This window comes from Paraburkholderia sp., from assembly GCF_026225065.1.
Lineage (GTDB): Bacteria > Pseudomonadota > Gammaproteobacteria > Burkholderiales > Burkholderiaceae > Paraburkholderia.
This window is the reverse complement of record NZ_JAMFSB010000323.1, coordinates 1-21,468: the sequence shown is the minus strand read 5'-3', so window position 1 is coordinate 21,468 and position 21,468 is coordinate 1. Positions and strand designations below refer to the sequence as shown.

At 60.8% G+C, this 21,468-nt stretch carries 21 protein-coding genes; 11 read left to right on the top strand and 10 right to left on the bottom strand.

Annotated features, from left to right (window positions below; all coding sequences use genetic code 11):
• The 5 genes from M0954_RS23025 to M0954_RS23005 form a co-directional block, all read right to left on the bottom strand.
• A partial coding sequence (locus M0954_RS23025; RefSeq protein WP_297355696.1) for a sugar ABC transporter permease occupies positions 1–908 on the bottom strand: 908 nt, incomplete at its 3' end.
• A 14-nt stretch (positions 909–922) separates the two neighbouring features.
• Positions 923–1,726 carry an ATP-binding cassette domain-containing protein gene (locus M0954_RS23020; RefSeq protein WP_074268862.1) on the bottom strand — a complete coding sequence of 268 codons (804 nt, stop codon included), beginning with the start codon at positions 1,724–1,726 and terminating at the stop codon, positions 923–925.
• 79 nt (positions 1,727–1,805) lie between these two features.
• On the bottom strand, positions 1,806–2,864 hold the full coding sequence (locus tag M0954_RS23015; protein ID WP_297355694.1) for a sugar ABC transporter substrate-binding protein: 1,059 nt from the start codon (positions 2,862–2,864) through the stop codon (positions 1,806–1,808).
• A 78-nt stretch (positions 2,865–2,942) separates the two neighbouring features.
• Positions 2,943–3,899, bottom strand: a complete 957-nt coding sequence (locus tag M0954_RS23010; protein WP_297355692.1) for an AraC family transcriptional regulator — start codon at positions 3,897–3,899, stop codon at positions 2,943–2,945.
• Between the two features lie 238 nt (positions 3,900–4,137).
• Positions 4,138–5,472 (bottom strand): alpha/beta hydrolase-fold protein, encoded by a 1,335-nt coding sequence (locus tag M0954_RS23005; RefSeq protein ID WP_297355690.1) that lies wholly within the window; start codon positions 5,470–5,472, stop codon positions 4,138–4,140.
• A 192-nt stretch (positions 5,473–5,664) separates the two neighbouring features.
• On the opposite strand from M0954_RS23005, the gene M0954_RS23000 reads away from it, so the two are divergent.
• The 5 genes from M0954_RS23000 to M0954_RS22980 are packed head-to-tail and all read left to right on the top strand — an operon-like array spanning position 5,665 to position 10,544.
• Positions 5,665–6,414: a hypothetical protein gene (locus M0954_RS23000; RefSeq protein WP_297355688.1), complete on the top strand. Its 750-nt coding sequence runs from the start codon at positions 5,665–5,667 to the stop codon at positions 6,412–6,414.
• On the top strand, positions 6,415–7,413 hold the full coding sequence (locus M0954_RS22995) for an aminoglycoside phosphotransferase (protein ID WP_297355686.1): 999 nt from the start codon (positions 6,415–6,417) through the stop codon (positions 7,411–7,413).
• Positions 7,410–8,282: a 4Fe-4S cluster-binding domain-containing protein gene (locus tag M0954_RS22990; RefSeq protein WP_297355684.1), complete on the top strand. Its 873-nt coding sequence runs from the start codon at positions 7,410–7,412 to the stop codon at positions 8,280–8,282. Before M0954_RS22995 ends, M0954_RS22990 begins: the two co-directional genes overlap by 4 nt.
• Positions 8,279–9,331 (top strand): asparagine synthase-related protein, encoded by a 1,053-nt coding sequence (locus M0954_RS22985; RefSeq protein WP_133893381.1) that lies wholly within the window; start codon positions 8,279–8,281, stop codon positions 9,329–9,331. The genes M0954_RS22990 and M0954_RS22985 overlap by 4 nt, the downstream gene beginning before the upstream one ends.
• A 7-nt stretch (positions 9,332–9,338) precedes the next feature.
• The gene (locus tag M0954_RS22980) at positions 9,339–10,544 is read left to right on the top strand and encodes a glycosyltransferase (RefSeq protein WP_297355682.1); all 1,206 of its coding nucleotides are present in this window, start codon (positions 9,339–9,341) and stop codon (positions 10,542–10,544) included.
• Here the strand turns inward: M0954_RS22980 and M0954_RS22975 are convergent.
• Positions 10,501–11,190, bottom strand: coding sequence for a cephalosporin hydroxylase family protein (locus tag M0954_RS22975; RefSeq protein WP_297355680.1), 690 nt, complete (start codon positions 11,188–11,190; stop codon positions 10,501–10,503). The two genes, M0954_RS22980 and M0954_RS22975, sit on opposite strands and share 44 nt — an antisense overlap.
• Here M0954_RS22975 and M0954_RS22970 point away from each other — a divergent pair.
• Positions 11,165–12,175: a phosphotransferase gene (locus tag M0954_RS22970; RefSeq protein ID WP_297355678.1), complete on the top strand. Its 1,011-nt coding sequence runs from the start codon at positions 11,165–11,167 to the stop codon at positions 12,173–12,175. The genes M0954_RS22975 and M0954_RS22970 overlap by 26 nt on opposite strands.
• Here the strand turns inward: M0954_RS22970 and M0954_RS22965 are convergent.
• Both M0954_RS22965 and M0954_RS22960 read right to left on the bottom strand, forming a co-directional pair.
• Positions 12,146–12,763: a polysaccharide deacetylase family protein gene (locus M0954_RS22965; protein WP_123388323.1), complete on the bottom strand. Its 618-nt coding sequence runs from the start codon at positions 12,761–12,763 to the stop codon at positions 12,146–12,148. The genes M0954_RS22970 and M0954_RS22965 overlap by 30 nt on opposite strands.
• 24 nt (positions 12,764–12,787) lie before the next feature.
• Complete coding sequence (locus tag M0954_RS22960) at positions 12,788–13,825, bottom strand: LacI family DNA-binding transcriptional regulator (RefSeq protein ID WP_122158633.1); 1,038 nt, start codon at positions 13,823–13,825, stop codon at positions 12,788–12,790.
• Between the two features lie 224 nt (positions 13,826–14,049).
• Here M0954_RS22960 and M0954_RS22955 point away from each other — a divergent pair, with 224 nt between their 5' ends.
• The 5 genes from M0954_RS22955 (at position 14,050) to M0954_RS22935 (ending at position 19,098) form a co-directional block, all read left to right on the top strand.
• Positions 14,050–15,360, top strand: coding sequence for an extracellular solute-binding protein (locus tag M0954_RS22955; RefSeq protein ID WP_297355676.1), 1,311 nt, complete (start codon positions 14,050–14,052; stop codon positions 15,358–15,360).
• 70 nt (positions 15,361–15,430) lie between these two features.
• Positions 15,431–16,357, top strand: a complete 927-nt coding sequence (locus tag M0954_RS22950; RefSeq protein ID WP_297355675.1) for a carbohydrate ABC transporter permease — start codon at positions 15,431–15,433, stop codon at positions 16,355–16,357.
• A complete protein-coding gene (locus tag M0954_RS22945) occupies positions 16,354–17,229 on the top strand; it encodes a carbohydrate ABC transporter permease (RefSeq protein WP_297355673.1) in 876 nt (291 codons plus the stop codon). The genes M0954_RS22950 and M0954_RS22945 overlap by 4 nt, the downstream gene beginning before the upstream one ends.
• Before the next feature lie 68 nt (positions 17,230–17,297).
• A complete protein-coding gene (locus M0954_RS22940) occupies positions 17,298–18,425 on the top strand; it encodes a Gfo/Idh/MocA family oxidoreductase (RefSeq protein WP_297355671.1) in 1,128 nt (375 codons plus the stop codon).
• Positions 18,418–19,098, top strand: a complete 681-nt coding sequence (locus tag M0954_RS22935) for a ThuA domain-containing protein (protein ID WP_297355669.1) — start codon at positions 18,418–18,420, stop codon at positions 19,096–19,098. Before M0954_RS22940 ends, M0954_RS22935 begins: the two co-directional genes overlap by 8 nt.
• Before the next feature lie 254 nt (positions 19,099–19,352).
• On the opposite strand, the gene M0954_RS22930 is transcribed toward M0954_RS22935, so the two are convergent.
• Entirely contained in the window at positions 19,353–19,658 is a 306-nt protein-coding gene (locus M0954_RS22930; protein WP_122158629.1) for a DUF4148 domain-containing protein, read from the bottom strand.
• A gap of 230 nt (positions 19,659–19,888) precedes the next feature.
• Positions 19,889–20,083: a hypothetical protein gene (locus M0954_RS30370; RefSeq protein ID WP_122158628.1), complete on the bottom strand. Its 195-nt coding sequence runs from the start codon at positions 20,081–20,083 to the stop codon at positions 19,889–19,891.
• Between the last annotated feature and the right edge of the window lie 1,385 nt (positions 20,084–21,468).

Genomic DNA, 21,468 nt, shown 5'->3' with positions numbered 1-21,468 from the left:
TCGTGATTACCACCAACCGCATGCATCGAGCGCCCCCAACGCGTCCTCTTCAGCGCATAGTCCATCGCGACCGCGATGCCGAGAAAGAGGCCAAACATCAATGGAACGCCTCGTCCACGGTTGAGGTAAGCCACTACGATCTCCAGCAGCACGGTGATGGCAAGTGCTCGTATGAGCAGGCTCGCCACCGACGGAGCAGACAGATTCGACGCCTGACGCCGTTCCCGCGTACGCAGTCCAAGTGCCAGCGTGACAGCACCCGGTAACAGCGCAATGACGTACGAAACGACAGCAGGAATGACGATCAGTTGACCGAGGTTCACCATCGCCGTGTCATAAGGCAGATTGATCGACCCGCTGGCGCCGAGTACGTAGAGCTGCATCCCGAGTATGGCGAGCAGGCCGGCCAGTGTCGCCACGAAGCTTGGCATGCCTAAGCGGTTGAGCAGCAGTGCGTACACCGCCCCCACCACCGCGCCGACGACGATGGCCGCGAGAATAGCCAGCAGCACCGGCCAGCCGTGATTGACCCACAGCATCCCGAGGAGGGCTGAAGCGAAGCCGCTCATCGAACCTACCGACAAATCGATCTGCCCCACCATCAGAACGCAAACGATGCCCAGCGAAATCACGCCGACCGTGGAGCAGTCAAACAGCAGATTGACCAGGTTGTCTGCCGATAGAAAAACCGGGTTGAGACTAGTAAACACGGTCCAGATGATAATGAGGCCCGCGACCACCGGCAACGATCCGAGATCGCCGGAGCGCACCCGCTCGACAAACGCGGACACCGTACCGCCAATCCCGCTGGCATGCTTGACACGGACGTCGCTGCGATCGAGCAGCGTGGCAGGCTTCGCGGCCCCCTGCGTATCTGGCTGTGGAGCGCCTTGCAGTTCTTTACTCATGATGGTTCCTTTGTCTAGGCGCCCTGCTCGGCCTGGCGCCGCCCGGCGCGGCGCGACACAGCGTTCTCGGTGGCGCCGGTAATCGCCGCCACCAGTTCCTGATTCGACGAGTCGGGATAGAACACGCCGTTATTGCGTCCGAGACGCAGCACGACAATCCGGTCCGCCACCGCACGAACGTCTTCCATGTTGTGACTGATCATGATCACGGCATGACCGCGATCTCGGACCCGCTCGATCAGATTCAGCACCTCGGCGGTCTGCGCCACACCGAGCGCCGCCGTCGGCTCGTCGAGCATGATCAGCTTCGGGTCCAGCAGCAGCGAGCGGGCGATTGCCACCGTCTGGCGCTGGCCGCCCGACAACGACGCGACCACATCGCGCACACTCGGAATGCGGGCCGACAGCTCGTTCAGCAGCGTCCAGGCCTTGACCTCCATCGCGACCTCGTCGAGGCGCAGCGGATTCATCTCGCGTCCCAGGTAGATGTTCGCGACGACATCGAGGTTCTCGCACAGCGCGAGGTCCTGGAACACCGTGGCGATGCCGAGATCGAGCGCTGCGGCCGGATTGGTCAGCGCGACCTCCTTGCCGCCGAAGGTAATCGTGCCGGAGCTGGGTTGGTGGACACCCGCCAGCACCTTCACCAGCGTTGATTTACCGGCACCGTTGTCACCCACAAGGGCGACGACTTCGCCGGCATGCACGTCGAGTTCGATGTCCGTCAGAGCCGAGACCGCTCCGAAGTGCTTTGAGACGCCACGCAGGCTCAGCACCAGCTCGCCTCGCGTAGACCGTGTGTTGGAGTTGTCAGTCATGGGACGGATACCTCATCTAAAGTAACCGGATCCGGCACGAGCCGGATCCCGTCCAGCGCCTGCGTCTGCTTGCGCTGGATCAGTTCGCGATGCCGAGTTTCTTGCACCCGTCGGCATAGCGGTCGGTGCACAGATCCTTGGCGTTCGCGAACCCCTTGTCGACCACCTCCGCCTTGAGGTTCTTCGCCGTGATGACGGCCGGCTTGAAGAGTTGTGTCGGCGTGTTGAAGAGCGTCGTTTCACCCTTCGGCGTCTGGCCGTTCAGGAAGCCAACCGCCACCTTCGCCGCTGCTGCCGCGACGATCTCGCTCGGCTTGAGAATCGTGTTGTACTCGTCGCCTGCGATGATCAACTGCAGCCCGGCAAGTGTCGCGTCGTTGCCCGTCACCGGCGGCACCGGGTTGACGCCGGCCGCCTTGAAGGCCGCGACGGCGCCGCCGCCCGTGCCGTCATTGGCCGCCACCACACCTACAATCTGCGAGCCGAAGCGGGTGATCTGGCCGCTGACCCACTGCTGTGCCTTCGGCGGCGCCCAGTCCGGCGTGTCATATTCGGCGAGTGTCTTGTAACCGCTGCCCGCTAACCCGGCGTGAATACCCTTCTTGATCAGCCCTGCCGCTGCATCAGTCGGCGAACCGTTGACCTCGAGCACGCCGCCCTTGCTCGTCGGCACGTTGGTTTCCTTCAGATGCTCGACGAGCGACTGCGCAATCGCCTTGCCGATGCCTTCGTTGTCGAACGACACGTAGTAGTTGGCCGGCGTCGATGGCACCGGGCGGTCATACGCAATCACCTTGATACCCTGCCCTTGCGCCATATGCACCAGAGAAGCGGCGGCCGTCGAATCGACCGGGTCCAGCACGATCACCTTGGCACCTTGTGCGATCACCGAGTTGAACTGTTGCTGCTGGGTCGAGACGTCGGCATTGGCGTTCTGATAGAGCACCTTGCAGTCCGGACAGAGCTTGTTCATTTCGGCCTTGAAGCCGGGGAAGTCATGTTGCTCGTAGCGAGTCGACGCCTGGTCGGGCATCAGAAAGGCGACCGTGCCACTGGGCGCGGCGAACGCCGCCGTGCTGCCGAGCATGCTCAGGGTAAGCGCGCTGGCGCCGATCATTTTGTTAGGAAAGCTATTCATCGAGTGTCTCCGTTTATTAGAAAAATCCCGGCGCTATTGCCGCCGTGGTGGGGCGTAAAACAGGGGCCGGCCGAACGCTTACGAGGCGTGCACGGCCTCGGGCGATTCTTTGGCGCTGGCGGCGTTGAGCTGCTGATAGGCGCGCCATCGCGATGGCGGCATCTCCTTTAGCAACAGGAACTGCCGGTTGAAGTTCGAGAGGTTGTTAAAACCGACCTGATAGCAGATGTCGGTAATACTCAGTTCGCCCGCCATCAGCAACTGGCACGCGAGATTGATGCGCAGCCGGTTGACGTACTGCACAAAGGTCAGACCGGCGTGCCTGCGGAAGTATCGTGAGAAGGCGCTCACGCTCTGCCCCGCGAGTTCCGCTAACTCCGTTTCGCGCAACTCCTGCGACAGGTTCTTGCCGATATAAGCGAGCACGTGATTGATATGCGTCTCCGCATACGAGGCCGAATCCGATCGATAAGCGGCGCTCGCCAGCTTGACCTGTTCGGTGCTTTGCAGAAGCACATCGAGCAAAGCCACAAACAGCGTGATGCGCCGGATGCCTTGCGCGCCCAGCATCTCGCGCATGATCGGTTCGGCCGCCATGCCAGCTTTCGGCGTGAACAAGACTCCCCAGCGCGAGGCATCGAGCAAGGGTTCCACGCGCTTGAGCTCGGGGAAGGCCGCGATGGCACGCGTGGCGAATTCGGCGTCGAACTGCAGGACAAGACAGCGTTCATCCACACGTGTCTCTTGCGGCACACTGCTCACCCAGTTGTGCGGCAGGTTCGAACCCGTCATCACGAGATTGCCGGGTTCAAAGCTGCCGATGTGATCGCCAACGAAGAATTTCCCCGTCGTCGATGTGATCAGATGAATCTCGTATTCGGGGTGGAAGTGCCAGCGGACCGTGCGATAGGGGTACCCGTGCGACCAGACCTTGAACGATTCGTCGCGCGGTACGGCGACCAGTTCCAGATCGGGCTGGGCGATGTTGGCGCTGCGGGCCTCCGTGCGCGCCGTGGCACCCCGGGTGGTGTGCATCTGTCTTCCTCCTGAGTCTCTTTTCAGCCAGTCCGCGTGTGTTGTACCGCGCCCAGCCATGACTGAAAATTAACCCTCTTGCAGATGTTTCACCACTGAAAATCGGGCCACTAACCGATACTTTCTTGCATTCGGGTTAGCCCGTACGACATGACAATTCCCAGGTTCCTGCTGCGCAACGCTGCAACATCGGTCAGGATGAAGCGCAGCTCGCTCAATCTGAATGGGTCCCTCCTACTCAGCGTACCGGCGCCGGATAGTCCTTCCACACCCATTCAAGCGCTTCGGCCAAGGTTTGTTCAACCGTGCCCTCGTCGACGTGACCGGCATTGCGGGAGAACACAAACTGGTAGTGGTAGCCCTTGGCGGCGAGAACGCGCGCCATGTCCTCATTTGCCGCAGTCCAGTCATGCATGCCATCGGCAAGCGGCGCGGCCGGATAGAAGAGATCGCGGTCACCCGCCTCGAACCAATAACGGATCGGCTTGCGCGGCGCATTCGGAATCAGCGGCGCGCCGTTGGACCCGCTTGCGGGCGTCACGTTGATTCCCGACACGGTGAGGTTTGACTTGACCGGCCCTGGCCACGCACTGTGGTATTGCCATGCGCCACCGGGAAGCGACGTGTCATGCGGCCATTGCTGGTTCACCATGGTTGGCGAATAGCCAAGTACGCGGTGATAGAGATCGGGACGGAACCAGGCCATGGTAAAAGCGGCCGCAGCACTGGAACTGATACCCATGGTCGCGCGGCCATCCGGGTCCTTCGTCAACACCACATGCGCAGTCTGTTCGACGCGCGGCAACACCTCCTGCTCGACCCATTCAGCATAGGTGCCGGACACCGCGTCATATTCGCGGCCCCGTTCGGCGCCCTGCGCGTCCTGTCCGCCTGCGCCTATGCCGATGGCTATCATCGGTGGCAGCTTGTGCGCGCGGATCAGATTGTCCAGCACGTTGAAGAGCTTCTGCGCCTTGAAAAAGCCATGCGGGCCGCCATCGCCGTACACGATGAAGGGTGCTGCCGTACCGGGGACATAATCGGCTGGGACATAGACGTCGACTTCGCGACTCCAACTGCCCGCATGGCTCGCGGGCACCAGAAGATCGGATTTGTCGCCGGGCGCAGTCGCAGCCGAATCCACCGCCGAGTTCCTGCATCCGGGCAAATCGTCACGAATCATGCCGGGCCGGTAGATAACGCTGTCTGCCGAGTCCATGGTGAAGGTATGGACCGTGCCGTGGGGCACATCGGCCTGGGCAACGATCTCTGGCGACGGCTGATGCGTCGCGCCGATAATGAAGTTGCCGTCGCTATTGACCGATGGAATCTGACCATCCGGTAATTCCGTCGCTTGCGGATAGTTCGGATTGCGCGGGTCGCGAGTGGGCGGAGTCGTCTTCAGATCCAGCCCCGCCGTATCGATGAAGAACGGCGCCTTCGGATCGGTTGTGTTGGCACCGGCTGGAACCGACGCATTGGGCGGTACGCAGGCGGTATCGGCGGCGATGGCCGGCACCGCAGCAGCCGCCGCGAGCAGGACTACCACAAGAACAGCACGGGCTTTGGTCATCTGTGTCTCCTCCCTTTCCGGACACGCCGGCTGGTTTCGACTACGGTACGAATCGCTGCTCGGACAGTAGTCGAAGCGCAGAGAGAACGTCAACCCTTACTTGCCGTCATGCTCGCGACGACATCGTGACTGCTCTGGATTTCGGGTACATTTACCGTTCGATCAAACCACCTCCTTGCCACGCGACCATCCATGCAGGACTCTCCTCCTCCACTCGAGCTGTCTGGCCTCGCTCAAAGCCTCTACGCCCAGGGAAGCGAAGAACACATTCTGTCGCGTCTGATGGAGTGGATTGCGCCGACCAACCGCTTCTGTGTCGATATCGGCGCGAGCGATGGCATGCGCAACAGCAATACCGCGTTGCTGCTGCGCGAATGCGGATGGCAGGGGCTGCTGGTCGAAGCAAGCAGCTATCGCTACGGGAAACTGAAGGCGAACTACGGCAGTGCCGAAAGCGTCCAGCTTCGCCATGAACGCGTCCAGCCCGACAGTGTGGACAAACTGCTCGCCGATGCGGGCGTGCCTGAAGCGTTCGATCTGCTGTCGATCGATATAGACGGCAACGACTACTGGGTCTGGCAAGGGCTGGAAGCCTTCCAGCCGCGCATCGTGGTCGTCGAATACAACCCCTATTACGCGCCGCCCGAGCGATGGGTCATGTGCTTCAACCCGGATCACGAATGGGACGGCTCGACCTATTACGGCGCCAGCCTCGAATCGCTGCATCATCTGGCAAAACGCAAAGGCTATGAACTGGTGTGTTGCGACGACATGGGCAACAACGCCTTTTTCGTCAGGCGCGACCTGTACCCGCTTCTGGGCATCGCCAGCAACGATCCGTCCGTCCTGTTCCGGCCTGCCATGTACAAGCTGCGCTACGTCGGCCACAACACGTTCCTGAGCGGCCATCCTTATCGATACGGTCCTGCCGAGCAGATCTGAATGGACCAACAGAACGCCATCTTCGCTGCGATCTGCGACTCCTATGCGCTCAAGCCTGGCGAGCCAGCGCGCCGGATCAGCGAGCGAGTCTGGCATCTGCCAACCGATTATGGCGAGTTCGCCGTCAAGCTGTACAACATCGACCAGCAAGTGCGATCCGACAAGGAAGCCGCCGTGCTCGCGCATCTGGCAACGACGCACGGCGATGCACGCTTTCGCGTCCAGACCTTGCAACGTACGGCGGCCGGCGAACCTACGTGGACTGGCCTCGGTCGTCACGCGATGCTGACCCGCTGGGAAGCCGGGCAATTCCGCACTTACGATACCTTCACTCCAACTGAATGGCGCGCGCTTGGCGCGAGTCTCGCGGCCTTGCATTTGAGCCTCGATCGACTGCACCTGCCGGCGCTGGACACGATCCACGCGCGCCTCGCCGCCGTCGACGCAGACGACATGCGCCGCAGCCTGCTCGAAGCACTCGATCACACGCCGCCGGAGGGCGACCGCGCATTGTTGCGCACGTATGTCGATGCATGCCTGCGCATGCTCGACGAACACTACCCCGGCAGCATCGACGCGTTTCCCGCCGACGACGCGCAGCATCCGATCCACAACGACTACAACCAGTTCAACTATCTGTTCGACGGCGCCCTGCCGCCGGTGATCCTCGACTGGGAAGCGACGATCGGCGCGCCGCGCGAATTCGAAGTCGTACGGTGTCTTAATCATCTTCCGCTGGAAGCGCCAGATATGGCCGCGGCGTTCGTGAGTGCCTATCTGCAGGTCCGGCCGCTACATCCCGAGCGGATCGCGTGGGCGGTCGATGCCGCGTGTCTGCAGCACGCCCTCAAACGTTGGGTATTACAAGGCTGGCTGAACGATCCGCCGCGCTTCGCCTCGCATCTGCAAGGCGCCATGAAAATGGTGTCGGTGATGCTCGGCGCGCGCGCCCAGCTGATCGATTTCTTTTCCCGTTGTCTGGATGCAGGAAGCCCATGAACCTGAACGCTCCCGCGAGCACGACGCCACCCGCTGGCCGCACACATGTCTTTCCGCCGCCTATGGACCGCCACTATCGCGTGTCAGACGGACGCGTGCAGACGCGTTCGCTCGAAGCGCACATCGTCGATCACTGCAATCTGACGTGCGCCGAATGCTGTTCGCTATCGCCGCTGCTGCCTGCGTGGTACGCCACGACCGATTCGGTCGCCGACGATCTGCGCAAGGCCGTCAAGGTGCTGAATCCCGCCATCTTCAAGCTGGTCGGCGGCGAACCGTTGCTGCATCCGCAACTAGTCGACGTCATCCGCAGCGTGCGCGACACCGGCATCGCACCGGTCATTTCCATCACGACCAACGGCCTGAAACTCGGCGACATGACTGACGAATTCTGGCAAGCGGTCGACGCGTTGACGATCTCTCGCTATCCGAAGCCGCAACTCGCGTCCGATCTGGTCGCGCACATCGAAGCCCAGGCGGCACGCTTCGCCGTGCGTCTGAACTGGAAGGTGCAGGACGCGTTTTCGACGATGAACCGGGCACAGCTATGCGACGACATCGCCGAGGCGCAGCGCATCTATCAGGACTGCTGGATTCGCGAACGATGTCACATGATCCGCGACGGCATGTTCTACACCTGCACGCGCCCAGCGCATTTTCAGACCTTGTACCAGGGCGATCGCGACTTCCGCTCCGATGGTCTGCCGCTGCAAGACGACGCAGGCATGCTCGATGCACTGCTCGCCTATCTGCAACGCGAGACGCCGCTCGAAGCCTGTATGCATTGCCACGGCGGCAGTGCGCCACAAGCGCCGCACCGGATCATGCGGCGCATCGAAGTCGACGCGTTGAAGGCGCGCTATCCATGATCGTCGGCACGCGAGATCTGTTTGGCTTTCAGCGCCTCGTCTACCGTCCACGCAGCGGCACGTGGGCAGACAGCATCCTTCAACTGCTCCAGACGTCCGGACACGCAGCAGGCGAACCCGACGTGGCTGCCATTGCCGGCTATCTGAGCGGCGAGCGTCTCGTGGGGCGCACGGTGTTGCGCGACGTGCTGGCCGTACCGCCCGGTCAAGCGCTGATCGAGTCGGCGCGCGGCCTCGAAGTGCGCGACGCGCCCGGTCAGCCGATATCCGGCGATCTGGAGACGCTGTTGCGCGATTCGCTGCAACGTGCGCTCGAGAGCGGCAAACGCGTTGCGCTAGCCTTGAGCGGCGGACTGGATTCCGCGCTCCTGCTCGCTCTGCTGCGCGAACTCGGCGCACAGCGGCACGTGACGTCGTACATTCTGGCAACCGGCATGCCCGACTATTGCGAGGAGGACGCCGCGCTCGAACTGGCGACGCAGATGCAGGCCAAAGTAAAGGTCATACGCTTCGGTGAGCCAGATTTCGTGGCCGCGCTGCCGCGGACCACGCACACCGTCGAGGAACCGATGTTCAACCTCCATCCTGTCGCCAAACGGCTGCTTGCCGAAGCGATGGCCGAGGACGGCATCGAACTGGCCATTTCCGGCGACGGGGCGGACCAGGTGCTGCGCCGCGATCAGTCCGCCAACTATCTGCCGTTATGCAACGCGTTGTTCGATGCCGCGTCCGTGCACCTCCATCCGCCGTTCGTGGACCAGGCCGTCGTCATGCATCTGACCAGCATCGCGCCCGATCCGGACAAGCAGTGTCTGCGCGAGCTCGGCGCACGGTTGAATCTGCCCGACCGGCTGGTAAGCGGTCCCAAGCGAGGCCGGCTGGCGCCTGCGATGGACCTTGGCGCATTGCTCGACCGCGAGCGCATCCGCGCGCTGGCCTCATCGCTTGATCTGCCTGCTCCTACACTCCAGACGGACACCGAACGTGTGCTGTGGACGACCTTGACATTCACCCTCGACCACCTGGGCGCGACCACTCGCCCGCAATGAAACGACCATGAAACGAATCCTGTTCTGCGTAGTGCCCGAGAAGGGACACGTCAACCCTTGCATCGGCCCCGCACAGCATTTGCGGGCGGCGGACTGCGAAGTTGCCTTCTATGCGCCCGCCGACATCAGCGCGCAACTCGAAGGGGCCGGCGACTTTGCTTTTCTCGGACCGCGCGAAACGCCCGAGCGCCACGATCTGTCGCGCGGCGCGAGTTTCGCCGCGAACATTCGCGATGCCGCGTGGCTGCGGCGCTGGATTCATACGCTGCTGATCGAATACACGCCCGCACAGGTAGACGGCATACGCGCGGTCTTGCGGCAATGGAGGCCCGACGTGGTGGTGATCGATCCGCTGCTCTACGCATCGGCTATCGCGGCGGAGCTGGAGGGACTCCCGTGGGTCGCGATGTCGAACTCGCTGAATCCGGTGCTGCCGGATGCGCTCGACTCGGAACTGCTAGCCACGGTGCGATGGCTCGCGCCGGAACGCGATCGTCTGTTTGCGCGTTATGGCATCGAGGCGCGCTTTCGCGGCTGCGATATCCTCTCGCCGCATCTGACGCTGGCCTTCACCACCGAGGCCCTCGTCGGCGAAGCACCGCAAGGCGTCGAACTGGTCGGCCCCGCGTTGCCGGCCGGCGCGCGCGGTGACGAGCCGCCTTTTCCGTGGGAGCGCATCGACGCCGCACGTCCGCTCGTCTACATGTCGCTCGGCAGCCAGTTGTATTACCAGCCGGATCTGTTTGCGAAAGTGATCGAGGCGACGCGGACTACCTCCGCGCAACTGGTGCTCTCCGTTGGCGAACTGATCGATACGGACCTGCTGCCGACGGTGGACGAGCGGGTTATCGCCGTACGCTACGCGCCGCAACTGGCGCTGCTGCGAAGGACGCATGCGTTCATCAACCACGGCGGCGCCAACTCGGTGATGGAGGCACTGGCATGCGGCGTTCCCATGCTGCTGTCACCGTTTTGCAACGACCAGTTTCATTCCGCGTGGTTCGTCGAACGTGCGGGCGCAGGGCGTCGCCTGGATCTGGAACAGGCAAGCGTGCAAGAGATCGCCGATGCGATCAACGATCTGCTGCGCCCAGGCCCGCTGCGCGAACGCGCGGCACAGATCGGCGCAAGCTACCGGCGCGACGGATCGGCCGAAGCTGCACGCCTGATCATCGAATTCGCTTCAGGAAGCCGCCTGGCGATAGCGTCATGAGCACGCGGTCTTCGATATCGCCGTCGACTTCGAAGCGATCGTCGCGGGCGAGGAAGGTCTGCACGGCGGTCGCCGGGTTGTTGCCTCTGCCGTACGGCTTGCCGTGAAACATCCGCTCCGGCAGATATTCCATGATGGTGTCCATGACGATCACATAGTTGCCCGGCGTTGCGAGTCCCGCGTAGCATTCCAGCTCGCGCAGGACGTGCTCGTGCGTATGCGTGAGGTCGAGGATCACCATCACGGAAGAACGGCCGTCGATCTGTTCGCGGACCGAGGCCAGCGTCGCGGCCGCGCACGATTCGCCTTCGATCAGTACCATGCGATGCGCAAGCCGGTTCGATTGCAGACGCGCCTTGACCTCGTCGCGCAGACGCGGCTCGATGGCGACGACGCGGCCGTGACTGCCCGTGAGCTCCAGCATCGACGCGGAAAACACAACGCCGCCGCCCGCCGCGACGCCCGTCTGCACGATACAGTCGGGACGTTCGCGCCAGATCAGTTCCTGGATCGCGAGCATGTCGCCCGGCAGATGAAAGAAGCGCTCGCCCAGCCAGCGCGTATGGAACAGGTGGTCGAATTCGGCTGCACGCGTAAGCCATTCGATATTGATGTCCCGCATGCGGGACGAAATTCGCTCGGACATGATCGATGCAATGATGAGTGACGTGGAAAGAGTCGAACAGCTGCTGATGAAGCACTGGGACATCCGGCCGACGCGGATTCAGGCGCTATCGACGGGTCATACTAACAAAACGTATCACGTCGACTACGGCTCGCGTGCTTCGGTGCTGCGCGTCTCGTGGCCCGGCAAGTCCGCTGAGCAGGTCCAGCGCGAAGCGTCGATGCTGGATCACCTCGGCTTGGCACCTGGACTTCCCACGCTACCCCGATTTCAATCGACCGCGAACGCACAACCGTCCGCGCAAGGCGAGGACGGAAGCTGGCTGCATCTGTTCGAGCACATCGACGGCACACCCGGTCTGCCTGACGCAGCAGAGCCGGCCACCGTCGACGCGATGCGTACGCTAGCCCGTCTGCATGCGGCGATGGCAACCCTGTCCGCGAACGCGTCCTCCAGTCCGCTCGCATGGCTAAACGAGCGCTACGCGCGGGTTTCTGCGCGGCCGGCACCGCCTTTGCCGACGGTCATTCTGGAGTACTACGATCTTGTGCTGCAGCGTATCGGCATGCATCTCGCGGCAGCGGAGACGTGGATCCGCGGACCGGCACGCTGGCTACACGGCGACTATCACGCAGGTAACCTGCTGTTCGCCGATGGCGCGGTGACGGGCATACTGGATTTCGATGACGTCGGGCAAGGCGCGCAATGGCTGGAAACGTCCTTCGCGCTGTTCGCACTCACGCGTGACGCAAGCAATGAAGACCGCTTCACGTTCGACGTCCGCCTTTGGGACACGGGCCTACATGCCTACACCGCGATGCAGCCCGACTCCGAAGCACCAGACCTCATGCGGCTGAAACGCGACGCGCTTATGGACTTGTTCTGTGCAGATCAGGTGCTGATCCATCTGGAAGCTGCCCAGCGCGGCCTGTGGACGCCGGGTCCCGGCATGGGCTTCCTTGCCTGCTGGCGCCAGTTACTGGCCAGCACCCCGCGCGTTCGCTAGCTGCCCGGTCCGCCAGTCGGGATCACTGAGCAGCAGTCGCACTGCCTCGACGGTCGCGGGCCGCGCTTCGGCAAATCGTGAGCCGTCGTGCATGCAGAACAGGACGTCCTGTCCTCGCGCTGTCGCGTCCGCGATATGTCGGCGCATAGCGTCCACCAGCGCGCGTGGCGACGGTGCCGGCCGCTGCCAATCGTCCAGAATGGCCGTCCATCCCGTATGGCTGCGCTTCAGGCGCGCTAGAACGTCAGCACGAACATCCTGCGGTTCCATGCCATACGGAAGCCGCAACGGGATGGACGCCGGTTCCGGCACGGCAGCGAGTCGATAAGCCTCGCGTATCAGCGCATCGGTATGTTCGATTTCATCGATCAACGCTGCGTCCGACAGCACACCCGGCCGCGCATGCGAGTACGTGTGATTGCCCAGCACATGTCCTTCACGGACCGCTCGGGTTGCAACGTCCATCGCCTGCTCCATATTGCTTCCGAGCACAAAGAACAGCGCCTGACAGGAACTCGCGCGCAATACGTCCAGGAGCGCGGGCGTCGACGGTCCGGGGCCGTCGTCAAAACTCAATAATGTTGAGATGGACATGTTGGAATGGTCGTAGCGCTATCGCTGCTGCGCGACACGCTTTTCTGCAGGGCGCGCAGTCGAGTTGCGGAGGATCAGATCAGTCGGCAACGTAATGCGATCCGAGGGCAATTCGATCCCGGCAATCCGGGCCAACAAGATGTTGACCGCCGATCTCCCCATCTGTTGTAGCGGTTGACGAATGGTCGTCAGCGGAGGATAAACCTGCGAGGCCATCGGCACATCGTCGAACCCGATGATGGACACGTCGTCCGGGACACGCATTCCCAGTTCGTGCGCTGCGGCGATCGCACCAAACGCGCTCAGATCATTCGCGGCAAAGATCGCAGTGGGCGGACGCTTTAACTTCAACAGATGCGATGCCGCCTTAAAACCCATCGCCTGACTAAACCGCCCAATCGCAGTCAAGCTCGCTTCAGGACGCAAGCCCTGCTGTCGCATCGCGTCATTAAAGCCGCGCGCCCTGTCTTGCGCTGCGGTCAACCGCTCGTCACCGCTGATAAAAGCAATCCGCGTATGCCCAAGCTCGACCAGATGCTGCACGGCAAGACGCGCGCCTTCGTAGTTGTCCGATGCAACCGAAGGATATTGCGGGAAAACGCCACGCTGATCCACCACCACCACCGGTATATCCGCCTCGTTGAGCGCCTTCAGATAGGGCGCATCATCGTGAGGAAGAATGGCTACCAATCCGTCTGAAAACTGCTGCAGTAGCGTCAACACATTGTGGTGCGTCTCGCGTTCCTCGTCGAACACCGGATACACAAGCATCTCGTATCCTGCCTTCCGGGCTGCCCGGCCCGAACCGATAATCAACTCGCTGACGAACTGATCCTGCCGGACCGGAGTGAGCAAACCGACAATACGGGTACGCCCGCCTGACAATTTCTGCGCGGTCCTATTGGCGACATAACCGATCTCCGCGGCAATGCGCAGAACCTTGTCGCGCGTCTGCTCCGACACCCCATGACGGTCGTTGATGGCGCGCGACGCGCTCATCTGGGAAATGCCGGCCAACTCCGCGAGCCGCGCCAACGTGGGGGTCTGTCTTGCCATGAGCACAAATCAACTTAGTAGGATTAACCAATCACCACAGCCGGTTGCCGCTATGCGCGTTACATCGGCTGAAGTACCTGGTCCGCGGCCGCCGGGTCCGAAGTCACCGCCCGGGCTCCCGGCTCGGGTAAATACGCATTTCATCGACGATGGCCGCTCACTACTATTGTTACATAACGTTAGCGGTAACGCTATAAAACATTTTATAACTACAGTGGAAAGATATGAACGGAATCGTTTCGATCTTCAACTACCGCCGGACTCTGGCGATTGCCTGTGCAGCGCTCTCCACAGGCCTCGGCGCGTTGGGACCGGTGAGCATTGCCGCTGCTCAAACGAAGACGCTGACCGAATGGGACTCGCAGACTGTCGGCGCGGGTCCGAAGATCATCAACGATGCCGCCGCGCGGTTTGAGAAGGCGAATCCCGGCTTCAAAGTCGAGTCATCGCACGTCCTGAACGATGCGTACAAGACCAAACTGAAAATCGCGTTTGGTGCGAACCAGCCGCCCTGCGTCTTTTCGAGCTGGGGCGGCGGTCCGCTGCGCGAGTATGTGAAGTCCAATCAGGTGGTTGATCTCACGCCTTATCTTCAGCAAAACCCCTCTTTTCAAAGCCGCTTTCTGGACACCGCGTGGCCGGCGGCCACCTTCAATAATAAGGTTTGGGCCATCCCTGCAGAGAACACGTCGGTGGCCGTCGTGTTCTACAACAAGGAGATTTTCGACAAGTACAAGCTGACGCCTCCGAAGACCTGGGATGAGTTGCTCCATGTGATCAGCGTACTGAAAGCCAACAACATTGCGCCGTTTGCGTTGGCCAACAAAAACAAATGGACGGGGTCCATGTACTACATGTACCTGGTCGACCGTATAGGCGGTTCCGATGTGGTCCGCCGCGCGGTCATGCGAGCGCCAGGTGGCAGCTTCGCCGATCCCGCTTTCGTAGAGGCAGGCACGCGCTTGCAGGAACTGGTCAAGGCCGGCGCTTTCGCACAGGGGTTCAATGGGCTTGACTACGACATCGGTGCATCAAGGCGCCTTCTCTATTCCGGGCGTGCAGCAATGGAACTCATCGGGAGTTGGGAGGCGTCCACCGTGAAAGCGGAGAACCCGGCATTCTATTCAAAGCTCGACTACTTCCCCTTTCCTACCGTACCGGGTGGCAAAGGCAACCCGAACGACGTGATCGGCACGGTGGGCGATAACTTTTACAGTATCTCCAAGGCCTGCCCGGATCCGCAGGCAGCGTTCAAGTTGATCGAGTCGATGACGGACGATCAATCCATGCGGGAACGCGTGGCGGACACGCGCATACCGCCGGTCAAGAACCTCGAAGTGAGCGATCCGATGCTTAAACGCTTTCTAAAGACGGTCTCCGACGCGCCCGCAGTGCAGCTCTGGTACGACCAGGAGTTGCCACCGGCGCTCGGCGAATTGCACAAGAACACCACGCAGGCACTGTTCGGGCTGACGATGACGCCGCAAGAAGCCGCACAACAGATGGAAGCCGAAGCGAAGAAGGACCTTAACTGACTGCCCGCAGTTTGCTTGAGCGGCGTGCATCCGGCGACTGGCTAATTCCCCTCGACTGATGGAGAGAGATGTGAGTTTCATCAAGCTTCCCATGGTACTCATGCCGAAGCGATCGCGCCTGGGAAGACCGTCCGCGTTAGTCTCGGCGACGTTTCTCGCGCCTGCTATCGCGTTGCTCGGCCTCTTCCTGCTCTACCCATTGATCTCGAGCTTCCGCTTATCGACGCTCGACTGGAATGGACTTGGCGCCACGGAACGCTTCATTGGCGCTCAGAACTGGATTCATCTCGCACACGATCCGGCATTTTTCAAAGCAGTCCGCAACAACCTGATACTCGCGGTGTTCTCCGTGCTTATCCAGATGCCGATCGCCTTGACGCTCGCCGTCATGCTCGACAAGGCGGGCCGCGGATCGCGCACCCTCAAGATCCTGTATTTCCTGCCTCTGTTGATGTCTAGCGTGGCCATTGGTGTCGTTTTCAAGAACGTGTATGACCCGAACTTCGGTCCGCTCAACGCGGCTTTGAACGCCCTCGGATTTGGCAATCTGGCGCAAGACTGGCTAGGTGACGGACGCTTCGCTTTAGGCGCCACGCTGGCGGTGATCTGCTGGCAGAACATCCCGTTCTACATGATTCTCTTTATGGCCGGCCTGTCTTCGCTCTCGCCGGAACTGCGCGAAGCAGCACGGCTCGACGGGGCTTCTCCGTGGAGGATCTTTTGGCACATCGAATTACCGCATCTGCAAGGCACGCTGCGCACGGGCGTACTGCTTGCCGTGATCGGTTCGCTGCGCTATTTCGATCTGATTTTCGTCATGACCGGCGGCGGTCCTGACGGTGCGTCAGAACTCATGGCGACCTACATGTACCGCACAGTCTTCAGTTCGTTTCAGCTCGGCTACGGCAGCACCATCGCCTCGGCAATGTTCCTGATCGTGCTCGTGGTCGCCAGCGTCACCCTGACCCTGACACGCCGTTTCGAGACGCAGATATGAAAGCGATCCCCAACATTCATGTTGAACCGGATACCCCATTTCGTACCCCCAGGTTTTCCGTATCACGCGCAATGGTGCTGACGCTCGGCATCGGCTGGCTTGCGGTAACGACACTGCCCTTTCTGTTCGTCGTAGTAACCAGCCTGAAATCGCAACAGGACACGTATTCCGTATCGGCCTGGTCGCTCCCGTCAGCCCTTGACCTAAGCAACTATCAGGCAGTCCTGCAAGGCGGATTTTGGGTCTACCTGCGCAATAGCCTTTTCGTGGTGGGCCTGTCGACCACGCTGATCCTGTTGACCGCCTCAATGGCCGCCTATGTATTCGCGCGCATGAACTCACGGCTCAATAGATCGATTTTCTCGATTGTTGTCGCGGGGATGATCGTGCCGCTGCACGTCACCCTGGTGCCGGTCTATCTCATGACGCGCACGGCGGGACTGTACGACACGCCGTTTGCTTTGATCGGCCCTTATGTCGCATCGAGCCTGCCGGTTTCGATCTTCATTCTCACGGAGTTCATGCGCCAGATCCCGCGTGAACTGGAAGAAGCCGCGCTGCTCGACGGCTGCGGACCGTTTGCCATTTTCTGGCGCATCTTCGTGCCGCTGTCGGGGCCGGGACTCGCCACGGTTGCCATCTACAACGCGATCGCTTTGTGGAATGAATTCATCTTTGCCTATGTCCTCACCTCGACGCCAGGCAATCGCACGCTGCCGCTCGCGGTGTGGGACTTCCAGGGCCAATACGCATCGAATATTCCAGCAACCCTGGCGGTTGTCACGCTGACGTCCCTGCCGCTGATCGTCGCCTACGCGTTCGGCCAGGAACGCATCATAAAAGGAATGATGGTCGGCTCCGTCAAAGGGTGAAATGTTTTCAAAGTTTTTCCCATCGGCCCGCTCATGGGCACGTGTTCATTCGTTCGAGGCAACGTCATATGACTTCAGCATCGCATCACAAGCTGCGTGTCGCGGTTGTCGGCTGCGGCTTTATCAGCGAAATCTATCTTACCAACCTCGCGAAGTTCGCCGACGTCGAGGTCTGTGCCGTCGCGGATCTCGACACGGAACGGGCACGGGCTTCGGCACTTCGTCACGGGGTTGCGCGTGTTCTTACCCCAGACGCAGTGTTTGAAGACTCCGGCATTGACCTGATCCTCAATCTCACGCAGCCGGCCCAGCATGCGGAGATCGCGCGGCGCGCGCTCCAGTCGGGCAAGCACGTCTACAACGAAAAGCCGCTTACCCCCGATCTCGATGCGGCACGCGGGCTGATCGAGACGGCGCGCTCTGCCGCCCTGCAAATCTGCTGCGCGCCCGACACGGTACTGGGCGCGGGGATTCAGACCTGCCGTCAATTGATCGATAGCGGCGCGATCGGCGAACCGATCGCCGCGACTGCCTTCATGACTAACCATGGGCATGAAGGCTGGCACCCTGACCCGGCGTTCTACTACCAGCCAGGCGCCGGCCCGATGTTCGACATGGGGCCGTATTACCTGAGCGCGCTGGTCAATCTGATCGGGCCGATCGATTCCGTATCGGCATTCGCACGCGCGAGTTTTCCGGAACGCGTCATTGGGAGCAAGCCCAAACGCGGTCAGCGGATCGAAGTGAATACGCCAACCCACGTCGCCGGGCAGATGCAGTTCGTCAACGGTGCGATCGGAACCATTGTGACGAGCTTCGACATCTGGGGTGCAAAACTTCCCTTCATCGAAGTGCATGGAACAGAGGGCAGCCTGAGTGTGCCGGACCCCAATACGTTCGGCGGTCCGGTGAGTCTGAAGGTTCGCGACGGCGAGTGGACTGAGGCCCCGCTCTCGCATCCCTATAGCACCAACACCAGAGGGCTCGGCATCGCGGAACTGGCGCATGCGCTCCTGACGGGCGAACAGCCGCGTACAGTTGGCGAGATCGGCTATCACGTGCTGGAGGTCATGCACGGCTTTCTTGCCGCAGCGAACCGGCGTCAGACCGTATCGATCGACAGCACCTTCCAGCGGCCTGCACCTATGTCGACGCAGCCCCTGGCGATGACAAACGAGGGAGTCCCCCATGCCTGAAAACAATCTGACACCACGCCGCTCGGCATTGATGGTCTGGGGCGGTTGGGACGGCCACGAGCCGCGCCTGACGACCGAGCGCTTCGCAAGCCTGCTCGAGCAGCAAGGGTTCGCGGTAGAGGTCCACAACGATCTTGGCGTATACCTCGACCGTGACCATCTTGCTGAGCAGAATCTGATCGTCAACTGCTTCACCATGGGTCAACTGGACAAACCTCAAACGGAGAATCTGCTCGCAGCGGTTCGTGGCGGTGTGGGTTTCGGAGGCTGGCACGGCGGCGCCGGCGACGCGTTCCGTGCGAATCCCGACTACCAGTTCATGGTGGGAGGCCAATGGGTTGCGCATCCCGGCAACATTGTGGACTACTCCGTTCAGATCACAGCACCCGATGACTCTGTTATGTCCGGTCTCGCCGATTTCTCGATGCACTCAGAGCAGTACTTCATGCATTTTGATCCGAGCAACGAGGTTCTCGCGACCACCCGCTTCGACGGGCGGTATGTGCGAGAACATGAGCCACAGGTAACAGGCGTTGTGATGCCAGTCGCCTGGAAACGCAAGTGGGGAAAAGGCAGGGTGTTCTATTCTTCACTGGGGCACGTCAACGCCGATTTCGAGGTCCCGGAGGCGCGTGAAATCATGTTGCGTGGATTACTTTGGGCCGCGCGCTGAACGGAGTGAAGCAGTTGCCCGGACGTGAACCACTATCGATGAATGACAAAAAGCGCCCAGACCGTGAAGGCCTGAGCGAAGCCATCGGGAATCCGACGGCGGAGGTGTTCAAAACAAAACCGGCTCACTACTGCAGTCCAATCCGCTAGCGAGCCAGTTTCGTGGATGGTGACGTGTCGAGGCGCAATGCCCTGACTGGACGATGTTCGCTATGCCGACGCGTCAAGATCCTTCAGCGTGTGCCTCGCTAGACCTTAGTGGCCGTACATCTCATTCCACTCGGCCTTCGAAATGGTCCGGTGTCCTGCATCCGACGAACCGTTTGCGACGCCGCCGACGTCAGTTGCACCGTTTTGTGCAGCGACTTTGGCTTCGGCAGCCTGGAGGTCAGCCGGATACGTGGCATTGTCGGCCGAGGCGGGGTTATAACCGGCCTTTTCCAGTTGGACCAGTTGGCTGCGCACTTCTGCACGGGTCAAAGGTTGGTTCGATTGAGCAAATGAAACCACCGGAGCGGAAAGAGCAACAGCGATCGCAACAGCCTTGATGATCGAGTTCATGATTAAAACCTCCACAGATTGTTTTTACACGGCGCTGCAAACAGGTTTGTGTGCAGCAGGTGAACACAGTCTATGAGGCGAGCAGCCCAGGGTAAATACCTAAGTTTGGAAATGACTTTTCTCGGAAATCTGACAATCGGAACGGCCCTCTCCGCGCAATGCCGACGTCCCGGACAACGGGGCCGGATCAAAACGTCGCCCCAAAGCCTTCGTTCAGTCCGCTATCCTGCTCAGAAGTCGATCATCCGCTGCGCCGGCAGGAACACCTGCTCCAGATGCGAACTCGAGTCGTCGTTATTGCGGAACAATCCGCCCATCAGAGGAATTTTCGACAGGCCAGGTACGCTTGTCGCCCCATTTGAATTGGTGTCCGAACTATCTCCCTGAACTACCCGTGCCTGCGTACTGATGTCGCTTGACCCCATGCTCGAACAGGCACCGAAACACGCGAGCGTAAAGCCGTACGAAGCACATCGAACTTACGCATCACAGCCGACATCGAAAAACTCGAAGCGTCATGCGCGGACGACACCCTACGCATGCTCCGAGCACTGCAACGCTCCTCTCACTTCCAGGTTTACCCCCGGCCGCCCTTTAGCTCGCGGATGGCATTCGCGCAGATTCGGTCGCTTTTGCAGTATTTTTCTGGCCGATGATGTTGTAACGCTTGAGCAATGATCAGATGAGAGTCTCTCCCGGAGTCAGAACTCACCCCTTCACCAAAATGTCTGTAGCGGCCGATGTTTGACAGAGAAATCGCACCGGCCTCTGCTGGCGCAATCCCTTATATCAACGTGCTCCTGTCTGTTTAAAACCATCATGTTTAATTCGGATTCCATATTTATTGTCCGAAAATTCCAGCTTTGTTTTAACCCGGTAAATCTAACGCTATTTGACAGTTTTCAACTTCGTATTACGAGTAAATCCGCTCGCATCCACTCTATGCGTGTGGTGCCGAACAGTGTGTCGGTACCTGCTCCACTACCTTTCATTTGCGTCTGTATCAACGGGATGCATCCCCTTTGCGTCGGGTAGTAGAGATGCACGCGCCACGCGCACGGATCACATTCCGTCATATCCAGATCTGTTCTACGAGCGGACTTCGTGGAAAGGTTAGGAGACCCACGATTCCGCCTGACACGGTCGCGAAGATCCGGCTTCTGTAGATGGGAGTACTTCGAACGGCTCCGCAGAAACCGGCTTCGAATAGATAATTAGGGGTACGATATGAAAAGATATAACGGTACATCCGGGTCGATCGGAATGTGCAGGATAGCGATTGCAACCGCAGTGACCTTATATGCGGGAATGGCTTGTGCCCAATCGAATCCATACGCCGCGCAAACTGCGCCACTCTGGAAGAGCGAGAGTAGTCCTCCGCAATTTGTGTTGGCTCAAGACCTGACACAAGATTGTCCCCAGTCAAGCACGCATGGATGCCGCAAGGACGACGGTAATGGCCTGCCGGCGTTGCTCAGTGGCGTGCAGGATTCGGATACCGGTGGGATGGTGGGTCCACAAAGCGCATTCGGCGTGGGAACACCGTCGGGTGGAACGAATGGCACGGCTTCCGGAAGCCAGGGATCAGGGAGCGGCGGAACCGGTAATGCGGGGTCCGGCGCTGCGGGAGGTAGTGGTAAAGGTAGCGGTAGTGCGGGTAGTGGTAGTGCTGGGAGTGGTGGATCGGGTAGTGGTGGTACGGGTGGTACGGGTGGAACGGGCACCGGCGGCTCGGGAACGGGTGGCTCGGGAACGGGTGGCTCGGGCACCGGAGGCACGGGCACGGGTGGCACGGGCCCCGGTGGCTCGG

What these genes read in the sequence shown, in the direction of transcription:
- M0954_RS23020 (WP_074268862.1), bottom strand. Translation starts at nt 1,726, where the DNA reads ATGACTGACAACTCCAACACACGGTCTACGCGAGGCGAGCTGGTGCTG.
- M0954_RS23015 (WP_297355694.1), bottom strand. Translation starts at nt 2,864, where the DNA reads ATGAATAGCTTTCCTAACAAAATGATCGGCGCCAGCGCGCTTACCCTG.
- M0954_RS23010 (WP_297355692.1), bottom strand. Translation starts at nt 3,899, where the DNA reads ATGCACACCACCCGGGGTGCCACGGCGCGCACGGAGGCCCGCAGCGCC.
- M0954_RS23005 (WP_297355690.1), bottom strand. Translation starts at nt 5,472, where the DNA reads ATGACCAAAGCCCGTGCTGTTCTTGTGGTAGTCCTGCTCGCGGCGGCT.
- M0954_RS23000 (WP_297355688.1), top strand. Translation starts at nt 5,665, where the DNA reads ATGCAGGACTCTCCTCCTCCACTCGAGCTGTCTGGCCTCGCTCAAAGC.
- M0954_RS22995 (WP_297355686.1), top strand. Translation starts at nt 6,415, where the DNA reads ATGGACCAACAGAACGCCATCTTCGCTGCGATCTGCGACTCCTATGCG.
- M0954_RS22990 (WP_297355684.1), top strand. Translation starts at nt 7,410, where the DNA reads ATGAACCTGAACGCTCCCGCGAGCACGACGCCACCCGCTGGCCGCACA.
- M0954_RS22985 (WP_133893381.1), top strand. Translation starts at nt 8,279, where the DNA reads ATGATCGTCGGCACGCGAGATCTGTTTGGCTTTCAGCGCCTCGTCTAC.
- M0954_RS22980 (WP_297355682.1), top strand. Translation starts at nt 9,339, where the DNA reads ATGAAACGAATCCTGTTCTGCGTAGTGCCCGAGAAGGGACACGTCAAC.
- M0954_RS22970 (WP_297355678.1), top strand. Translation starts at nt 11,165, where the DNA reads ATGCGGGACGAAATTCGCTCGGACATGATCGATGCAATGATGAGTGAC.
- M0954_RS22975 (WP_297355680.1), bottom strand. Translation starts at nt 11,190, where the DNA reads ATGTCCGAGCGAATTTCGTCCCGCATGCGGGACATCAATATCGAATGG.
- M0954_RS22960 (WP_122158633.1), bottom strand. Translation starts at nt 13,825, where the DNA reads ATGGCAAGACAGACCCCCACGTTGGCGCGGCTCGCGGAGTTGGCCGGC.
- M0954_RS22955 (WP_297355676.1), top strand. Translation starts at nt 14,050, where the DNA reads ATGAACGGAATCGTTTCGATCTTCAACTACCGCCGGACTCTGGCGATT.
- M0954_RS22945 (WP_297355673.1), top strand. Translation starts at nt 16,354, where the DNA reads ATGAAAGCGATCCCCAACATTCATGTTGAACCGGATACCCCATTTCGT.
- M0954_RS22940 (WP_297355671.1), top strand. Translation starts at nt 17,298, where the DNA reads ATGACTTCAGCATCGCATCACAAGCTGCGTGTCGCGGTTGTCGGCTGC.
- M0954_RS22935 (WP_297355669.1), top strand. Translation starts at nt 18,418, where the DNA reads ATGCCTGAAAACAATCTGACACCACGCCGCTCGGCATTGATGGTCTGG.
- M0954_RS22930 (WP_122158629.1), bottom strand. Translation starts at nt 19,658, where the DNA reads ATGAACTCGATCATCAAGGCTGTTGCGATCGCTGTTGCTCTTTCCGCT.
- M0954_RS30370 (WP_122158628.1), bottom strand. Translation starts at nt 20,083, where the DNA reads ATGGGGTCAAGCGACATCAGTACGCAGGCACGGGTAGTTCAGGGAGAT.